Origin of the sequence: Bradyrhizobium sediminis (assembly GCF_018736105.1) — a bacterium.
Taxonomy (GTDB): Bacteria; Pseudomonadota; Alphaproteobacteria; order Rhizobiales; family Xanthobacteraceae; genus Bradyrhizobium.
Window position 1 is genome coordinate 907,157 of the sequence record NZ_CP076135.1, and the last position, 16,695, is coordinate 923,851.

Genomic DNA, 16,695 nt, shown 5'->3' on the forward strand with positions numbered 1-16,695 from the left:
CAGCTGAAACGGAATTGATCTGATGGACGCCATCTATCGCGTCGACGGCAATCGCGTGCTGACGAGCCCCGATGCCGCCGGCCCTTGGGACCCGGGCATGCAGCACGGCTCGGCGCCGTCATCGCTGGTGGTGTGGGCGGCCGAAGCCATCCCGGCGCCGGTGCCGATGCGGGTTGCGCGCGTCACCATCGATCTGATGCGCCCGGTGCCGGTGGCGCCGCTGACGATCGAGACCGAAATCCTGCGCGCGGGCCGCAAGATCCAGCTCTGCGCGGTCAGGCTGCTCGCCGACGGCGTCGTCGTGGTCGGCGCCACCGTGCTGAAGATCAAGGCGCAGGCCTTGAGCTTGCCGCCCGATGTCGCGGATTTGCCGGTCGAGCTTCCGGGGCCGGATCAGTCGCGCCCGGAGCCGGCGGACTTCACCTCGAGCCCCTTTGTAAAGGGCATGTCGCTGCGGGCGGCCCGCGGCCGCTTCGGCGCGCCGGGTCCCGGCGCGATCTGGTATCGCGCCGATCGCGCCTTGGTCGAGGGCGCGCCGGTGTCGCAGGCGATGCGGGCGGTGGTGGCGTCCGATTTCTGCAACGGCACCTCGGCGGCGCTGGATTTCCGCGAATGGACCTTCATCAATGCCGACCTCACCGTCAGCATGGCGCGGCAGCCGGTCGGCGAGTGGATCCTGCTCGATGCGGAATCCTGGATCGGCCCGGACGGCGCCGGCCTCGCCATGGCGCGGCTCGCCGACACACAAGGCTATTTCGGCCGCGTGGTGCAGAGCCTCGTGATCGAGAAGCGGTAGGCTACCCGTCCTTCCGGGCGCGCGTGCGTGACAGCTGCATCCAGGGCGCGGCAGGCCCTCGATTGCTAGGGCCTGCCCGGCAACCCATTCATTGACGCGTCCCATTTGACGACGCGGTTTCTTCCGGTCTCCTTGGCCATGTAGAGAGCCCTGTCGGCGCGATCCATGGATTTCTCCACCGGCATATCCGGGTCCAAAAGGGCCAGCCCGAAGGAGACGGTAACCTGAAAACGCCCCTTGCCCGAATCCTCGAATGACAACGACGCCAGTTCCTCGCGCAATCGATCGATGACGTCGCCGGCTGTCTGCAGGTCGGTATCCGGCAGGCAAATCAGGAACTCCTCCCCGCCGTATCGAAAAAATTTATCGTAGGGACGCAGATGCGCCATGACGTAACGCGCAAAGCCGATCAGGACCCGGTCCCCGACCGCATGGCCATAATTGTCATTGATGGACTTGAAGTGATCGAGGTCCATCATCGCCACGGTGCAGGCATGCTCGCGTCTGACGAATTCCTGTTGTTCGCGGAGCATGCTCAGCATCCCGATGCGGCTCGGCGTTCCCGTCAAAGGGTCGAGATTGAAGAGCGCCACTTCCAGTTCGCGGCGGACGGTCGCGATCACCAATTGCAGGCGTTTCCGTGCGTTGATGAATCGATCGAAGTCCTTGATCGAAATCGGCACGCCGTCGGCGGACGACCGCAGAAGACCAGCCGCACATTGGTGCATGCGTTCATGCTCGTGACTGATCTCGGCAAAGCCGGGGTGGTCCTTCAGCGCAACGATCCCCACTTTGTAGAACCATTGGCCGAACCGGCACAGGTGATGAGCATCGCCCCGGGTATCCCGTTCGTCCGGCGCCAGGCGGCATATCAATGCGCTGAATATGGCTTCGGCCCATTGATCGTGATTGTAGGTGGCCTGCTCGAGCTCCTTCAGCGCCAGGCGCATCTGCTCGTCGGGCATGTTGGGAATGGCCATTGCTGTCCTCCAATCCCGGACTGCAAACCAACTAGCAAATGGAACAGATCGCATACCTGCGTTGACATTTCCGATCCGAGCCACAGACCGGAAGCGCCGGTTTCCGCCGTTGGTCCACCCTGCGTTTCGCTGCGCTGCAGCACCTGCGCGGCTGTCGGGCTCACCGCCGATCCAATGGGGACCTGGCGGCCCGATCGAAGCCGAAATGATTGCCAACTTTCCTGGACCGTGCCAAAGGGCGACCGCATAGCGCCCCTGCACCAAGCCACGTTCAACCGGCGGGGTTCGCCGTCTAGAAGACGGTCGCCGCGTCGAATTCCCGACCCTCAAAAGGACAGCCCATGCCCGCCTACCGCTCCAGGACCACCACCCACGGCCGCAACATGGCGGGCGCCCGCGGCCTGTGGCGGGCCACCGGCATGAAGAACGAGGATTTCGGCAAGCCGATCATCGCCGTGGTCAATTCGTTCACCCAGTTCGTGCCGGGTCACGTCCATCTCAAGGACCTCGGCCAGCTGGTGGCGCGCGAGATCGAGAAGGCCGGCGGCGTCGCCAAGGAGTTCAACACCATCGCGGTCGATGACGGCATCGCGATGGGCCACGACGGCATGCTCTACAGCCTGCCGTCGCGCGAGATCATCGCCGACAGCACCGAGTACATGGTCAACGCGCATTGCGCCGACGCCATGGTGTGCATCTCCAATTGCGACAAGATCACGCCGGGCATGCTGATGGCGGCGCTGCGGATCAACATTCCGACCGTGTTCGTCTCGGGCGGCCCGATGGAATCCGGCAAGGTCAGCCTCAAGGGCAAGATTCGCGCGCTCGATCTGGTCGACGCCATGGTCGCGGCCGCCGACGACACCGTCAGCGACGCCGATGTCGAGACCATCGAGCGATCGGCCTGTCCGACCTGCGGATCGTGCTCGGGCATGTTCACCGCCAACTCGATGAACTGCCTGACCGAGGCGCTGGGCCTGGCGCTGCCCGGCAACGGCTCGGTGCTGGCGACCCATGCCGATCGCAAGGGGCTGTTCGTCGAATCGGGCCACCTGATCGTCGATCTGGCGCGCCGCTATTACGAGCAGGACGACGAGACGGTTCTGCCGCGCAACATCGCCAGCTTCAAAGCGTTCGAAAACGCCATGACGCTCGATATCGCGATGGGCGGATCGACCAACACGGTGCTGCACCTGTTGGCCGCCGCCTATGAAGGCGGCATCCCCTTCACGATGCAGGATATCGACCGGCTGTCGCGCCGGGTGCCGGTGCTGTGCAAGGTGGCGCCCTCGGTGCCCGACGTGCATCTGGAAGACGTCCACCGCGCCGGTGGCGTGATGGCCATTCTCGGCGAACTCGACCGCGCCAGCCTGATCCATCGCGAGCTGCCGATGGTGCACTCGAGGTCGCTGGAGGACGCGCTGAACCGGTGGGATATCAGGCGCACCAAGAGCGAAAGCGTGCGCACCTTCTTCAAGGCGGCGCCCGGCAACGTGCCGACGCAGGTGGCGTTCAGTCAGGATCGCCGCTTCGAGGAAGTCGATACCGACCGCGCCAAGGGCTGCATCCGCGACGCCGGGCATGCTTTTTCCAAGGACGGCGGCCTCGCCGTGCTCTCCGGAAATCTGGCGCTGGACGGTTGCATCGTGAAGACCGCCGGCGTCGACGAGAGCATCCTGAAATTCGAGGGGCCGGCGCGGATCTTCGAAAGCCAGGACGCCGCAGTCGAAGGCATCCTCGGCGGCAAGATCAAGGCCGGCGACGTCGTCGTGATCCGCTACGAGGGGCCGCGCGGCGGGCCGGGCATGCAGGAGATGCTGTACCCGACCAGCTACATCAAATCGAAGGGGCTCGGAAAGACCTGCGCCCTGATCACCGACGGCCGCTTCTCCGGCGGGACCTCCGGTCTGTCGATCGGACATATTTCGCCGGAAGCGGCGGAAGGCGGCATGATCGGACTGGTCGAGGAGGGCGACCGCATCAGCATCGACATTCCCGCCCGCTCGATCAGCCTGCTGGTCGACGACACGGTCCTGGCGCAGCGCCGGCAGGCCATGCTGAACCGCAAGGCCGAAGCGTGGAAACCGGCCAAGCGAACCCGCAAGGTGTCGATGGCGCTCAAGGCCTATGCCGCGCTGACCACCAGCGCCGCGCGCGGCGCGGTGCGGATCGTTCCGGACTGATCAAACGGCGGCGCCGCGCACCGTGGTTCTGCGGCGTCGCTTAAGGCGTCATTAACCATCTCGCTCCAAGAATCAGGTCCAGGACCGGCCTTCGCTTATCGCGGCGGACCGGGCCGCACGACCGTTCAAGGGGATGCAGGATGGATTTCGAGACGCTGTTCGCCAAAACCCCGGCCACCATCGATGAGATCAGGGCCCGGGTCGCCTATGCGCTCGAGCGGCATCCGCTGTGCCGCAGCGTGCAGTTCGACATCGTCTCGACGCCCCGCACCTCCAGGGGCGGCAACTGGACCATCAGCCTGCGCTCGGTCGCGCCGGACGCGCTCTGGGAGGCCTCCGACATCGTCGCCGACATCCAGGACGCCTACGATCTGGCCGTTGCGGCCTGAAATTAACCATTTTGGCGGCGAATCCGCCCGAATTGGCGACCGCCGCCACGCCGGCGTGGTTACGCCATAATTAATGCCCAGTTATCGGGAAAGTGATCATGTCGCTTGAGGAAACGGAGAGCTGCTTGACGCGAGCCATCACGATCATTGCGATGACCTGCTTTCTCGTCGTCGGCGCCGCCGCCACCAGCATACTCGGCCGCGACAGCATGCCGGGCGCCCGGCTGGAAATGGCCGCCGCTTCCGTCATCCAGAACCCGGTCTCCAACAAGGCAGGCAAGAAGGATAAGTTGGCGGTTGCCGCTCCCGTGGCGCTGGCCTCGTACGAGCCGCAGCAAACCGCGACCCTGAGCGAGCCGCTGCGCCAGGCTTACGCTGCCGCCGGTCCCGCCGATATCGTTCCGCCGCAGATCGCGGCCCCGCAGGCGCCGAAGCCGAAGGCAGCCGCCAAGCCGCAGCCGCAGAAATCCTACGCGCTGCTCAGCGACGTGCAGATCGCCGGGATCAAGGAGCGCCTCAAGCTTTCTCCCGACCAGGAATCCTACTGGCCGGGGGTGGAAAACGCGCTGCGCGCCATCGCCCGAAAGATCCACGCCACCCGCAAGACGGATCCGCACGCGACCGGCACGCCGATCGATCCCGACGCCGAAGAAGTCCAGCAGCTGAAGTCGGCGGCGATGCCGCTGCTGTTCCAGTTGCGCGAGGATCAGAAGCGCGAAGTGCGCTCGCTCGCCCGCATCATCGGGCTGGAAAAAGTCGCCTCGATGATCTGAGGCGGGCAGCAGTACCCGCAAGGCATCGTTCCGCAGACGCGCCTGAAACGGCTGCGCAAGTCCAAATCACGGGAAATCCATCGCTGAAAGAGTTTGCGACGGTCGTCGCAGCGCCAACGCGTGCGCGCCCTTCGTGGCCGGCGTCGCATGCGGATTGCGGCTGATGCTGATCACGTCAGGTCAATTCACCGAACTTGCTGGCGGCATTGCCACCGGAACGGCCACAGGCACTCCAGATTTTGCAATCGCCTGCAGGCCTTTCCCGAAATCCTGCGTCGCACCGTTGGCACGCTGCGACATCATGTATTGGTAGAAGTTAAGGTAGATATCCAATGCGCGGGGCTTGAAGAGCTGCACAGCCGTGTCGTTGTCGCACACCTGCGAGGTCACACAGACAGTAACTCCGTCAAAAAAATCGAACAGCAGCAAGAGCTCCATCTCCACTTCTTCGTTCTTTATCAGATCCGACTGAACCTGAAGGAGAGATGCTTCATTGACTGCCGCATCATTGAGCTTGCCCTTATATTTGACCAGCGCCTTCGTTATTTTCTCCCGGTAATCGGTAAATGGCTTGGCGTTATAAAGCTTGTAGAAGTTCAATGTCTGTTCCACGCGTGCCGCGTCGCGCGCCTGCCAATATTGAACGAGGGCATAGGGGGCGGCCAGCAGGAACGAGATTGCCCCGCTCACCTTGCCAATTTGAAGTAACCTCTTGTAGGTCGCCGCAATCATTTGACGACGGCGCTGCTGTCGCGAGTGCTGCCTTCGCATTGGGGCAAGCTTGGATTGATCCTGCAGAGGTTGGTCGGCGATTGCGCCACTTCGGGCCCGCCGGGAACGATGCCCGGCACTCCGTCTGAAATCTGTCGATGCGCGTCGTCGATCGATTTGCTTGCATTGAACTTGGGAGCAAGCTTCGACACGAAATCGCCGATCAGCCCTCCGGCGGCCGCTGGCTCCGGGCAATGCGAAACGCCGGCCGCTATCGTGCAGTAAAAAATCAGGCTTCGCAGAGACATCATGGAGCCCCCTCCTCCTGCTCACGCGCCTCCAAGTCTTTCGCAACCTGGGCGCGTGTGCAAGGAGAATTTCCATCACGCTGCGCCGCATCACTATCGGCGTGGCGTCTTTGGTGCCCGACGCGGAGGCAAGACATCGCGATCTCGTCGCCCCCGCGGACAAGGCGCTCTACAACGCCAAGCATCTCGGCCGCAACCGCACCGAGCTGGCGGAAACGGATGCCGGCAGCCTCGCAGCCGATATATCTGGTGAGGCTGGTCCCGGTGACGGCCGTCCCGCCGCCGGGAAGCGCTCTTCCGCAGCCGGTCAGCTCTCGCGGTTACGCGTGCTGTGAGCGTCCCAGGTTTCCCGGTTCCAGATTTCCTGGGCTCAAGTCGGGGCAGGTCCGGTTCTGCCTCCGAGGCCGCTCGACGCCTCAACCTGGTTCATTTGCCCGGCGGCTCCGGCAGCGGCATGCGCTGGAGGGTCACCGCCGCGGTGCCGCTGTTGTTGCTGTAGAACAGCGTGAACGGGGGCAGGAACGGCAGGACCGCGTCGTTGACGTAGAGGAACACCTCGCCGGACTCCGCGGCGACGAAGTCCGCGACCATCCGGTCGGCCAGTCCCTGCGTGTGCCAGACCTTGCGCGCGGCGGGGAGTGCGGCATCCGGGATCGGCTCCAGCTTCCCGAAGTTGCTCCATGTGCTGCGAAGCTCGCTGTTCGCGTTGAGGAGCTCTTCGTCGTCAACGCGAACCGGCTTCTTCTTCTTTTTGTCGAGGCGATCGGTCGGGTTGAGTGGGCGCGGAAGATCGTCGGCCGGCATCACATTGATCTGTTCGAGCGGCAATTCGGCATCCCCTTCTGCGCCGATACGGAGCACCGGCTGGAACCAGGCTGCCGTGTACCAGCGTCGGAACAGCAGTCCCGCGACATGCGCAAAGTCGTCGTACAACCTGAAACCGTTGACGCCGGACATGATCGTCCGGTCGAACCATGGATCATCCTTCGCATCGATCCAGATACGGTACTTGCGGCCCTTCTCGACCCAAAGCCCGCTCGCCCAGCACAGCTTCCTGGTGTCGAACCGGGTCTGCGCCGGGACCTGCCGATCGCCCACCGCCGTGACCGAGCCGGCGCTCGTGCAGAGGTCTCCGGTGCCGGCGCGCCAGTTGTAATAGCTGCGTCCGGCGGCAAGCAGGGCCGCGCCGAAAATGACGGTCAGGAAAATCGCCGGAAGCGCGACTTTCGTGAAAGCGAAGCTCACCGGCCCTCCGTGGAGCCGCATGAAACGGCCGACCGGCAGCAGCCAGCCTGCCGTGTGGCTGTCCGCCACCATGCGGTCGGGCCGGTTCCAGGCGAGCCGCGCACGTTCCTGGATGCGGTCGCGGAGATAGCCATTCCTGCGCCAGGCGATGACGGCGAGGGCGACGACGATCATCGTCGCAAAGGGATAGAAAACGGCAATCTTCAACCAGGGTGCGGCGTAGGACGGCAGGAAACCGAGAAGGAGATCGGCGATCGGTCCGACGACGGCGCCGACGCAGTAGTCCAGCCAGCGAATGATTGCCAACGCGTTGGAGTGGCCGACGCTTACCATTTCCGTCGGCCCCGACAGGATCTCGACGACCTTCCTGGACACCCAGGGCCACACCGCCAGCAACGCGATCGTCCCCAGCAGTGAAAAATACGCGAACCGCCGCCACCACACGGTGTCGCGCGCCAGCTCGGCCATGTTGCTGTCGGGGGAAGGCATGGCGGCGACCGCATCGATGCCGGCGGTGGCGCGTGCGTCCCCGGCTCCCGAGGCCGCGTGCTCCGATTTCACCGCCTCACGTGCCGCCTTGTCCTCCATCGCCACGACTTTTCCGTCCGGCCTCAACACCTTCGCGCTGGCCGGAAGCATGATGGGGGCATAATTGTCGCAGCCATGCAGCATGCGCTCGACCACGGCGGGGTGCACCACCGGCGGGCCGCCGTCTGTCTCCTTGTCTACCCCGATCGGACGCGGGCCGTATCGGTACATGACTGCCGCGCCGCTGCGCGAGTCGTGGATCGGGCCGATCGCCGATTGATAGACCCTGAAGTGATTGATCCGGCCCGGCTGAAACCGAAGCTCGTGCTCGACCTGCTCGGCCATCCACACCAGGGGCACATAGGAGAGCGCGCCGTCAGGATAGCCGCCGCCGACGTCGGAGTGGACGCCGGCGAACCAGACTTCCTTGATCCGCGCATCCTTCTCATCGGTTTGCTCCGGATGCTCGAACCTGATCGGGTGAAAGGTGGTGCGCTCGTCGTCGAGCGACAGGGCATGCCGCGCGCGCACGACCCGGTCTGAAAGCCTGCGATTGCGAAACGAGATCGGCCAGATGGCCCAATCGATCGCGGTGCGAAGCTCTTCAATGGGAACGCCGAATGCTTCCACCGTGTCGAACAGGCCGAGGAATTTGATGGGGACGACTTTGCGTCCCCTGTCCTTGTCCCTGCTCTCTTCGTCATTCATTGCGGCGCGCACCTTGTTGTAGGAGCGGTGCCGCAGGACGGCGTGATACAAGGCGAGGGCGGTGTCGCGGATCAAGCGCGAGATCCAGATCGTCGGCAGGCTTTTTTTCGTCGGCACGGTTTTCCGGCGATAGGCGCGCCAGGCTGCCATGGCGTTGCGCTGCATCTCCCCGTGCGAGACCGGGCTGCCTTCGATCACGGCCGGCACAAGCCCTTGCGACGCAATCAGCCCCACCAGGGTGCGCGCGGTGAAGGAACCGCGGCTGAAACCAAAAATGTAGATCTCGTCGCCCGGCTGCCAGTTCCAGCACAGGAATCGATAGAGCTTGCGGACGTTGGACGGCACGCCGATTCCGGTGGCGCCGTCGAGCGCGGCGAACGGCCGCCAGCCCGCGGTGCCGACGCCTTTGATGTAGTAGGCGACCTGATCGGGTTTGGTGCGGTCGAGCGCCTCGTAGAGCCGCCACACGTTGGATTCCTGGGTGGTGAAGGCGTTGCCCGTGCCGTCCGCGAACAGCACGTATTTTCGCGGCGGCCGGGATGATCCGCCGTTGCTTGCATCGCGCGTTTGGTCGCCCCGGGCGGCAGCCGCTTCCTTGTTGGTCATTGCCATCGGTCCCCCAACTGATCTTCAGGCGGTGCCGGACGCCGAGTCTGCGGCGGCATTATCCTTCCGCGTTGCTCGTCGTGCGACATTTCGGACGGTTGGCGACGAGCCCGATTGGGTGCAGTCTGTGCATAAACCCGCTTAGGTAGCAAGCGGAGCGGCGCGCCGCGCAAGGCACGCGCGACGTTCGCGACGTCGTCGGCCAGCGCCTGCCACGTTTCATATCGTGCGCAAGCCAGGGCGGTCGGGTTCAGCCGAGGGATTACGACCTACTCTACTTGTTGTTGCATTTCAGCAGAGCGAGTGTATTCTTGTCATCGCATCTTTTGATTGTTGATAGTCATGTATTGCGTTGGATCTGCAATTCGCGCGGTTCGCCGCGCCCCGATGCCATTTGAAGTTCATTTCTTTTCGCGCCTTCGCAAGACACAAGGCGGCGGAACGGCCGGCGACCCGTGCCCGCCGGCTGCGGCCGCCTGGCCGGGCGGCAGTGGCATGTGTCGACGACTTTTAATGTCTCAACAACTTTCAATGTCGCAACGACTTTCATCCAGCGACGGCCACCCGCCGTCGGACAAACCCGACCGCGAATGAGCGGCAAGCAAGGGACGAAGCCGCGGCGGTCGGCGAAACGGACAAGACGCACAGGCGAAGGGGCAGGGGAGCGAGCAATGGCAGGTCAGATCGGAAGGTCCACGGATCCCTCCACGGCGGAAAACCGTGATGACGTTGGCGGCACCGAGGTCGCGTCGTTTCGCTACTTCAATCCCGGCGCCCAATATCCGAGCGCGCGCGCGGCGCGGTTCGGCCAGACCGGCTATGGCATCATCGGCGGCGGCCACAAGATTGCGCGCTTTCCCTCGCCGGTGAACGGCGCCGCTTCGAACTTCGATCTGCTGTCGCGCAGCTATGTAGGCATGCGGATCGGCGAGGCCGGAACGAAATGGACCGGGGCGCATGGTTTCGGCGTGCCCGGCTACGACCCGAACGCCGTGCTGACCAGGGAGATGGTCGACGAGTCGGTGCCGGCCATCGCGCTGTTGAAGGCCATTGCCGGCCGCGAATCCGGCAAGGGCAACAACCTGACAGAGGAGGAATGGCGCCAGGCGCACAAGATGTACAAGGCGGGCAGTGCCGATGCCTATCTGAGCAGCCTGCCCGTTCAACTCGTCGTCCACCCGCCCGCCGGTGGCGCCCCGTCGGGCGCCGGTTTGCTGCAGCGCGCGCGCATGCACATCGGCGAGCCATACATCAACACGCAGGTGCCGAAGGACGATCCGCATTGGCATGGTCCCTGGGACTGCGCCGAGTTCGTGTCCTGGCTGGTCTTTCAGGAGGCAGGCATACTCTATGGATGCGTTGACGACACCGCGCCGCCGGCCAAGGCCGATGCCTATACGGGTGCCTGGAAGGCGGACCTCGAGCGGCTCGGCAAGCGCGTCTCGGTGGAGGAGGCGGCGGCGACCGTCGGCGGCATCGTCCTTCGCTATCCGCCAGGCCCGGGCAAGATGGGCCACATCGCGGTTTGCGACGGCAACGGAGGCACCGTCGAGGCAAAGGGGCGCCGTTACGGCGTCGTCGCCGACAGCGTGCATGGCCGCGGATGGCATACCGGCATCCTGATCCCGGATATCGCCTATGGCGCGTCGTCGCCGATCAAGGTCAATCCGCCTGCGGTCATCTACGAAGTCGATGCGCCGAACATGGACAAGGTTATCGTGACGCGGATCCAGGAGGCGCTGGCAGCGAAGGGCTTCGACCCTGGCCTGATCGACGGCGACTTCGGGCTCAACACCCAGGCGGCGGTGCTGCGCTTCCAGGAAGCCGAAGGCATGGTGGTCGACGGCGCGGTGGGGCCGGAGACCGCGGCGGCGCTCGGCGTGTCGCTCGGCGTCGGGGCCGCCGGGCCGGTCGGCCCCGTTGTGTCGGACCAGGGCCAGATCCTTGGTTCGCTTCCGCCCGACACACAGCAGCTGCTCACTCTCATCCTCATGTTGCTATCCAAGGAGAAACCGATGGCCGCCGATCCTGCCAAGCCGGGCCAAGGCCTCGAACTGCTATTGCCGCTGTTGCTGCAGTCGGCGCTCAGCGGCAAGCAGCTCGATATCACGCAACTCCTGGCCGTGTTCGCGACCGGCAAGCCGCTGGTCACGCCGCCGCTCGGCACGCAGCCGGTCAACACCGTGCCGGCGCCGGTCGTGGCGCAATCTCCGGCTTCGCAGGCGCCGGCCGATCTCATCATCACGCTGCTGATGCCGCTGCTGTATCAGAAGCTGACCGGCAAGCCGTATCCGGGCACCGAGCCGAAGCCGGAGGCGCCCGCGGAAGCGAACGTGCCGGCGTTGTCGCGGCCGAGCGTGCAGCTCTCGGCCGGCGCGCTCGGCATTGTCACGCTGCTGCAGGCGTTCGGCTTCCTCAACTTGCCGTTCAATCTGGGGGCTTTGGGTTCGAGCGGGGCTGCGGCCGCGGGCGCGGCTGCAGCCGCAACGCCGGCGTCGGGTTCAACGCTTGCGACGCTGATCCCGCTGATCACCGGCGTGATCGGCGCCACCAGCGGCTGGGGCGCGCTGGGTGGCATCGGATCCAAGCTGCTGGGCAGCCTCTTCAACTCGTTTGCGAAGAAGAACTGAGTTGTCGGGGACCAGCCCCGGCACTGCGACCGCGTCGCGGCATTCCTCGCCAGCGAGTTGCGCACCAATGAAATGACGTTCTGGGTTGGTGCCCTGGCCGGAATCGAAATAAGCCAGAAAGCACTCAATTCTTGCTGCTTTTCGGAGGTGGTCGATTCCGGTCTACTCACAGACATACTCACACTCCCGACGTTTGGTCGCGTCGCAGAATGTGGCGCTATGTCGGGTGGTGAGAAGGGCAGCGTGAATGGGGCATCGTAATTGAGTGTGTAAGGCTCTCCGCTCGGCCGCCGCCTGTATAAGACTATGCTGCGATGTAGTCGGCGGAGAAAGGCGATACCACATTAGTAAGTCGCTCTCCGGGCCGAACTGAAGGCCAATGTTTGGCAAAAACTCCCGCGGAGATTGTCTGGCAAGCCGCCTGACGTCTCGCGCTCGCGCAATTGGATCGGGGACTCCGGCCCTTAGGTGAGCCAAGGCGAATTCTCCGGCCGTTCTTCACGAAAAGGCCAGACATCCCTCAGGCGGCCGCCAAGCAAACAAGACGCGGGCAGACTACCTTTTGGCCATTCTTAATTCGAGACAAGGTACGAGAGAGACGGGCCCATGAGCAACACAGCACTGAACATCACGCCAACGACGGAAGACAGTCAATTCGTTCGGTTTTGGAACGAGGTCCTGGCGTCGAAATTCATCCGATTCAAACACATACTGGTCGGGGGTCTGTCACGTCACAGCGAGGCGGTGTTTCCCACGCTACCGGTACGTCCGGGCGACCACGTCCTGGACGTGGGTTGCGGATTTGGCGACACCGCGATCCGGCTGGCCGAGCTGGTGGGACCGAGCGGCCGGGTTGTCGGGGTGGACTGCTGTGACGCCTTTCTGGACCACGCCCGGGCGGAAGTCAGGACCAGAGGCCTCACCAATGTTTGTTTCGTGAGGGCAGACGCAGAAACTGCACTTCCGACAAATCAATTCGATTTCGTCTTCGCCCGCTTCGGCACAATGTTTTTCGCCAATCCGGTTGCCGGTATGCGCAATATGCGCAAAGCCCTGCGGCCGGGCGGACGGATGGTGCATATCGTCTGGCGCGATCGGGCTGACAATCCCTGGCTGTCGATGGCAAAGGATGTCGTTCTTCGGTACCTGCCATCACCAGGCACAGACGCCCTGACCTGTGGTCCGGGTCCCTTCTCGATGGCGAACGAGGCGGTGGTCAGGGCGATGATGACCTCCGCCGGCTATGATCGGATCGAATTCCGCAGGGTCGATGCTCCCGTCATGGTTGGAAAGGATGTCGACGACGCCATCGCCTTCCAGTTGGCAATCGGTCCAGCCGGCGAGGTCTTCAGAGAAGCTGGCGCCCTGGCGGAATCAAAGCGGACCGATATCGAGTCCGCGCTGGCCGCGGCAATCAACGGTCAGAAAACGGCTGCAGACGGAGTGGTCATGGACAGCTCCTCCTGGGTCATCAGCGCAATCAATCCTCAATAGCAAGGGAGACATTCATGATCGAGCAGCATATATTGCCACCTGTAGTGTTGGACAAGCCTGGGCGTGGCCGCGTCTACGGAAGCATTCTGGAAACGATCGGCAACACCCCGATGGTCCGTATCGGGAGGCTCGCGCGGGAGGCAGGATGCCAGGCCGAAGTGCTGGCCAAGCTCGAGTTCTTCAATCCGCTCGCCAGCGTCAAGGACCGCATCGCCGTATCGATGCTGGAGGCCATGGAAGCTGACGGTACCATCGGCCCGGGAAGCGTGATCGTGGAGCCAACGTCGGGTAACACGGGCATCGGGCTCGCTTTCGCCTGCGCCGCCAAGGGCTACAGGTGCATCCTGACCATGCCTGACAGTTTCTCGATCGAGCGCCGCAAGTTGATGCGATTCCTCGGCGCGGAACTCGTGCTCACTCCCCGTCAGAAGGGCATCGGCGGCGCCATCGAGAAGGCCAAGGAGATCATCGCCGCAACCGAAAAAGCTGTCATGCCCTGGCAGTTCGGTCATCCGGCGAATCCAGAGATACACCGCAGAACCACGGCCGAGGAGATTTGGCGCGACACTAACGGCGTCGTCGATGCCATTGTTCTTGGCGTCGGCACGGGCGGCACGCTCACGGGCGTCGGAGAGGTGCTGAAAGCTCGCAATCCCGGCATACGCATCATCGCAGTCGAACCGGAAAATAGCCCGGTGCTGTCCGGTGGAACGCATTCGCCACACCTGATCCAGGGCATCGGAGCGGGGTTCGTGCCGGACGTTCTCGATATCAGCCTCATCGATGAAGTTCTCCTCGTGAGCAACGACGAAGCAATACAAACGTCCCGCAGGCTGGCCGCGCTTGAGGGCATACCTGCTGGCATATCATCAGGAGCCGCGCTAGCCTGCGCCATGCGCGTCGCAAAACGCGACGAGATGAAGGGGCGCACGGTTGTCACCCTCCTGCCGAGCTTTGCCGAGCGATACTTGTCAACCGCTTTGTTCGATGGATACGCTGAAGATTGAGTTGGATAGTAAGACCGCCAGTCACAGGGTCACAGGTGCACCACAGTCGCGCAGTAATCCAGCTAGCTTAGTTGGAGAGCGGTAATCGAGGCGGAGGAAGCAGGTTCGGCGTAGCTAGGGATGCGAGCGAAACCATGGAACGCAAACTGACGACCATTATTGCGATGGATGTTGTCGGCTACAGCCGTCTAATGGAAATCGACGAGCAGGGTACGTTTGGTCTCCTCAAGGATGCGCGCTCGAACATCATCGACCCTGCCATTGCCCGCCACTCCGGGCGCACGGTCAAACTGATGGGAGACGGCGCGCTTGCCGAGTTCCCGAGCGTAGTCGGGGCCCTTCAGTGTGCGGTGGAGATCCAACGGCAATTCGCGTCACGCCGCCGCATGGCGGACGGGATGCATGGATTGCAATTTCGGATCGGTCTTCACCTCGGTGACGTAATCGTAGAGGGAGACGACATCTACGGCGATGGTGTCAATGTAGCGTCCCGTCTTGAAAGCATTTCACAGCCGGGCGGCATCGTGCTGTCGAAGCAGGTCCATGACCATATCGGTGCCAATGTTCCGGTGCGGTTCATATCCCTTGGCGAGCAGACGGTGAAGAATATCAGCCGGCCTATCCAGGCATATCGCGTCGACTTTGGGGCGGACGCCGTCCCTGCGCATGTGATTCGCTTCCGCAACTTCGAACTCGACACCGCCCACTTCGAGCTTCGGGAAGCGGGTGAACGGATTGCGGTTGAACCCCAGGTATTCGACCTCCTCGTCTTTCTCGCGCGTAACGCAAATCGAACGGTCACAAGAGAAGAGATTTTCGCTGCAATCTGGGGCGAAAGGATCGTTTCTGATTCGGCACTCAGTAGCCAGATCAAAGCGGCGCGCCGCGCTGTCGGCGACGATGGCGTTTCGCAACACACGATAGCGACCCTTCATGGTCGTGGTTTCCGGTTTGTCGCGGCGATTGAGAATGTCGGTTCTGATGCGGTCGATGAAAGCGCCGACGGGAGAGTGGAGAGTGAAATGTCGCCGGTGGCGCACAAGCCATCGGTTGCAGTATTGCCATTCGCAAACTTGAACCAAGACCCTTCCGAGGATTACTTCGGCGATGGAATCACCGAAGACATAACCACGGCCCTGGCCAAGAACCGGTGGTTGACCGTTATCGCTCGCAATCCAGCGTTTGCTTTTCGTGGATCGAAGGACAGCATCCGGGTCATCGGTGAAAAACTCAATGCTACGTATTTGGTGACGGGAAGTATACGCAAGGCCGGATCTCGGTTCCGCATCACCGTCCAGGTTGTCGATGCCGAAACGGAGCAGAGCGTCTGGTCGGAAAGATTTGACCGCGACATGGTCGACATTTTCGAGCTTCAGGACGAGATTTCCGAGATTGTAGCGTGCCGCATCGAAGCAGAGCTGGGTCTGAGCGAGCAGAAAAAGGCCGAGAGACGGCCTCGCAAGAATCGTGGTGCATGGGACTTTTATCAGCTTGGCATTGCGGAATTCTACAAGTTCACGCGGGAGGGAAATCTGCAGTGCCAGGAGTTGCTTCGCAAGGCCATCGAGCTGGATCCTGGTTATGGCGGCGCCCATTCGAGACTGGCCTACGCAATCGTTCTCAGCATGGTATATTTCGACGTCACGCCGGACGATGCGCGGATGGACGATGCCTTGAATGCGGCGCAACGGGCCATCGAGCTGGATGATCAGGATGCGAACGGTTTCTTTACTTTGGGCCGCGTTCACTTGGCACGGCGCGAGTATGGTCAGGCGATCGACGCGCTTCAGCACGCACTGGAACTCAATCCGTCTTTGGCCGTTACATATTGTGGACTTGGGGATTCCTACGCCTACGAAGGGCGGCTTGACGAGGCGATCGAGCAGTTTGAGATTGCAATAAGGCTCAGCCCTCACGATCCATTTCGCTGGGCGTTCTACTCTTATCGCTCGCTCGCCCATCTGTTTCGCGGAGAGTTCACGGAAGCCGCTTCTTGGGCACGTAAATCGGTCCAGATACCGAATGCGCAATACTGGGCCCGGGCACACCTTGTGGCGGCCCTGGGCCACCTCGGCGATGAAGACCAAGCGCGGATTGCAGTGGCCGATCTCATGAGGATCAAGCCGGAATTCTCACTCGCATTCGCCCGAGAACACCTATTCTACCTCAAGCGTTCGGAGCAGATCGAGGCCTATGTGGACGGCCTCAGAAGGGCGGGCCTGTCGTGACACGTCGACGTTTTCTGCACCCGATCGCGGGCGCCGCCGTGTTCCCGGCCGTATCACGCTCTAGGTTTTCAGAGAGCATCTAGCTAAAAATGTGTAAGGAATAAAATCC

At 62.9% G+C, this 16,695-nt stretch carries 13 protein-coding genes; 9 read left to right on the top strand and 4 right to left on the bottom strand.

Annotation, left to right across the window (positions count from 1 at the left end):
- Positions 1–22: 22 nt before the first annotated feature.
- Positions 23–796 carry a thioesterase family protein gene (locus KMZ68_RS04385; protein WP_215614665.1) on the top strand — a complete coding sequence of 258 codons (774 nt, stop codon included), beginning with the start codon at positions 23–25 and terminating at the stop codon, positions 794–796.
- A gap of 65 nt (positions 797–861) precedes the next feature.
- On the opposite strand, the gene KMZ68_RS04390 is transcribed toward KMZ68_RS04385, so the two are convergent.
- A complete protein-coding gene (locus KMZ68_RS04390) occupies positions 862–1,776 on the bottom strand; it encodes a diguanylate cyclase (RefSeq protein ID WP_215614666.1) in 915 nt (304 codons plus the stop codon).
- A gap of 341 nt (positions 1,777–2,117) precedes the next feature.
- Between KMZ68_RS04390 and ilvD the strand changes: the two genes are divergently transcribed.
- The 3 genes from ilvD (at position 2,118) to KMZ68_RS04405 (ending at position 5,121) form a co-directional block, all read left to right on the top strand.
- The gene (ilvD, locus tag KMZ68_RS04395) at positions 2,118–3,959 is read left to right on the top strand and encodes a dihydroxy-acid dehydratase (protein WP_215614667.1); all 1,842 of its coding nucleotides are present in this window, start codon (positions 2,118–2,120) and stop codon (positions 3,957–3,959) included.
- Between the two features lie 140 nt (positions 3,960–4,099).
- Positions 4,100–4,348 carry a hypothetical protein gene (locus KMZ68_RS04400; protein ID WP_215614668.1) on the top strand — a complete coding sequence of 83 codons (249 nt, stop codon included), beginning with the start codon at positions 4,100–4,102 and terminating at the stop codon, positions 4,346–4,348.
- 125 nt (positions 4,349–4,473) lie between these two features.
- Positions 4,474–5,121, top strand: a complete 648-nt coding sequence (locus tag KMZ68_RS04405) for a hypothetical protein (RefSeq protein ID WP_215614669.1) — start codon at positions 4,474–4,476, stop codon at positions 5,119–5,121.
- Positions 5,122–5,301: 180 nt separating this feature from the next.
- On the opposite strand, the gene KMZ68_RS04410 is transcribed toward KMZ68_RS04405, so the two are convergent.
- Both KMZ68_RS04410 and KMZ68_RS04415 read right to left on the bottom strand, forming a co-directional pair.
- Complete coding sequence (locus KMZ68_RS04410; protein WP_215614670.1) at positions 5,302–5,853, bottom strand: DUF4760 domain-containing protein; 552 nt, start codon at positions 5,851–5,853, stop codon at positions 5,302–5,304.
- Positions 5,850–6,140 carry a hypothetical protein gene (locus KMZ68_RS04415; protein WP_215614671.1) on the bottom strand — a complete coding sequence of 97 codons (291 nt, stop codon included), beginning with the start codon at positions 6,138–6,140 and terminating at the stop codon, positions 5,850–5,852. Before KMZ68_RS04415 ends, KMZ68_RS04410 begins: the two co-directional genes overlap by 4 nt.
- A 113-nt stretch (positions 6,141–6,253) precedes the next feature.
- Between KMZ68_RS04415 and KMZ68_RS04420 the strand changes: the two genes are divergently transcribed.
- Positions 6,254–6,475 (top strand): hypothetical protein, encoded by a 222-nt coding sequence (locus KMZ68_RS04420; protein ID WP_215614672.1) that lies wholly within the window; start codon positions 6,254–6,256, stop codon positions 6,473–6,475.
- A gap of 91 nt (positions 6,476–6,566) precedes the next feature.
- On the opposite strand, the gene KMZ68_RS04425 is transcribed toward KMZ68_RS04420, so the two are convergent.
- Positions 6,567–9,227: a DUF2235 domain-containing protein gene (locus KMZ68_RS04425; protein ID WP_249779520.1), complete on the bottom strand. Its 2,661-nt coding sequence runs from the start codon at positions 9,225–9,227 to the stop codon at positions 6,567–6,569.
- Positions 9,228–9,898: 671 nt separating this feature from the next.
- On the opposite strand from KMZ68_RS04425, the gene KMZ68_RS04430 reads away from it, so the two are divergent.
- From KMZ68_RS04430 to KMZ68_RS04445, 4 genes are all read left to right on the top strand, one after another.
- Positions 9,899–11,857 carry a C40 family peptidase gene (locus KMZ68_RS04430; RefSeq protein ID WP_215614674.1) on the top strand — a complete coding sequence of 653 codons (1,959 nt, stop codon included), beginning with the start codon at positions 9,899–9,901 and terminating at the stop codon, positions 11,855–11,857.
- A gap of 606 nt (positions 11,858–12,463) precedes the next feature.
- Positions 12,464–13,351 carry a class I SAM-dependent methyltransferase gene (locus KMZ68_RS04435; protein WP_215614675.1) on the top strand — a complete coding sequence of 296 codons (888 nt, stop codon included), beginning with the start codon at positions 12,464–12,466 and terminating at the stop codon, positions 13,349–13,351.
- Positions 13,352–13,365: 14 nt separating this feature from the next.
- Positions 13,366–14,358: a cysteine synthase A gene (cysK, locus tag KMZ68_RS04440; protein WP_215604881.1), complete on the top strand. Its 993-nt coding sequence runs from the start codon at positions 13,366–13,368 to the stop codon at positions 14,356–14,358.
- A 134-nt stretch (positions 14,359–14,492) separates the two neighbouring features.
- A complete protein-coding gene (locus KMZ68_RS04445; RefSeq protein ID WP_215614676.1) occupies positions 14,493–16,586 on the top strand; it encodes a tetratricopeptide repeat protein in 2,094 nt (697 codons plus the stop codon).
- The last annotated feature ends 109 nt before the right edge of the window (positions 16,587–16,695 follow it).

Excerpts from the sequence above, each read along its gene's own strand:
- KMZ68_RS04400 (WP_215614668.1), top strand. The coding sequence starts at position 4,100 with ATGGATTTCGAGACGCTGTTCGCCAAAACCCCGGCCACCATCGATGAG.
- cysK (WP_215604881.1), top strand. The coding sequence starts at position 13,366 with ATGATCGAGCAGCATATATTGCCACCTGTAGTGTTGGACAAGCCTGGG.
- KMZ68_RS04390 (WP_215614666.1), bottom strand. The coding sequence starts at position 1,776 with ATGGCCATTCCCAACATGCCCGACGAGCAGATGCGCCTGGCGCTGAAG.
- KMZ68_RS04385 (WP_215614665.1), top strand. The coding sequence starts at position 23 with ATGGACGCCATCTATCGCGTCGACGGCAATCGCGTGCTGACGAGCCCC.
- KMZ68_RS04410 (WP_215614670.1), bottom strand. The coding sequence starts at position 5,853 with ATGATTGCGGCGACCTACAAGAGGTTACTTCAAATTGGCAAGGTGAGC.
- KMZ68_RS04415 (WP_215614671.1), bottom strand. The coding sequence starts at position 6,140 with ATGTCTCTGCGAAGCCTGATTTTTTACTGCACGATAGCGGCCGGCGTT.
- ilvD (WP_215614667.1), top strand. The coding sequence starts at position 2,118 with ATGCCCGCCTACCGCTCCAGGACCACCACCCACGGCCGCAACATGGCG.
- KMZ68_RS04435 (WP_215614675.1), top strand. The coding sequence starts at position 12,464 with ATGAGCAACACAGCACTGAACATCACGCCAACGACGGAAGACAGTCAA.
- KMZ68_RS04430 (WP_215614674.1), top strand. The coding sequence starts at position 9,899 with ATGGCAGGTCAGATCGGAAGGTCCACGGATCCCTCCACGGCGGAAAAC.
- KMZ68_RS04445 (WP_215614676.1), top strand. The coding sequence starts at position 14,493 with ATGGAACGCAAACTGACGACCATTATTGCGATGGATGTTGTCGGCTAC.
- KMZ68_RS04425 (WP_249779520.1), bottom strand. The coding sequence starts at position 9,227 with ATGACCAACAAGGAAGCGGCTGCCGCCCGGGGCGACCAAACGCGCGAT.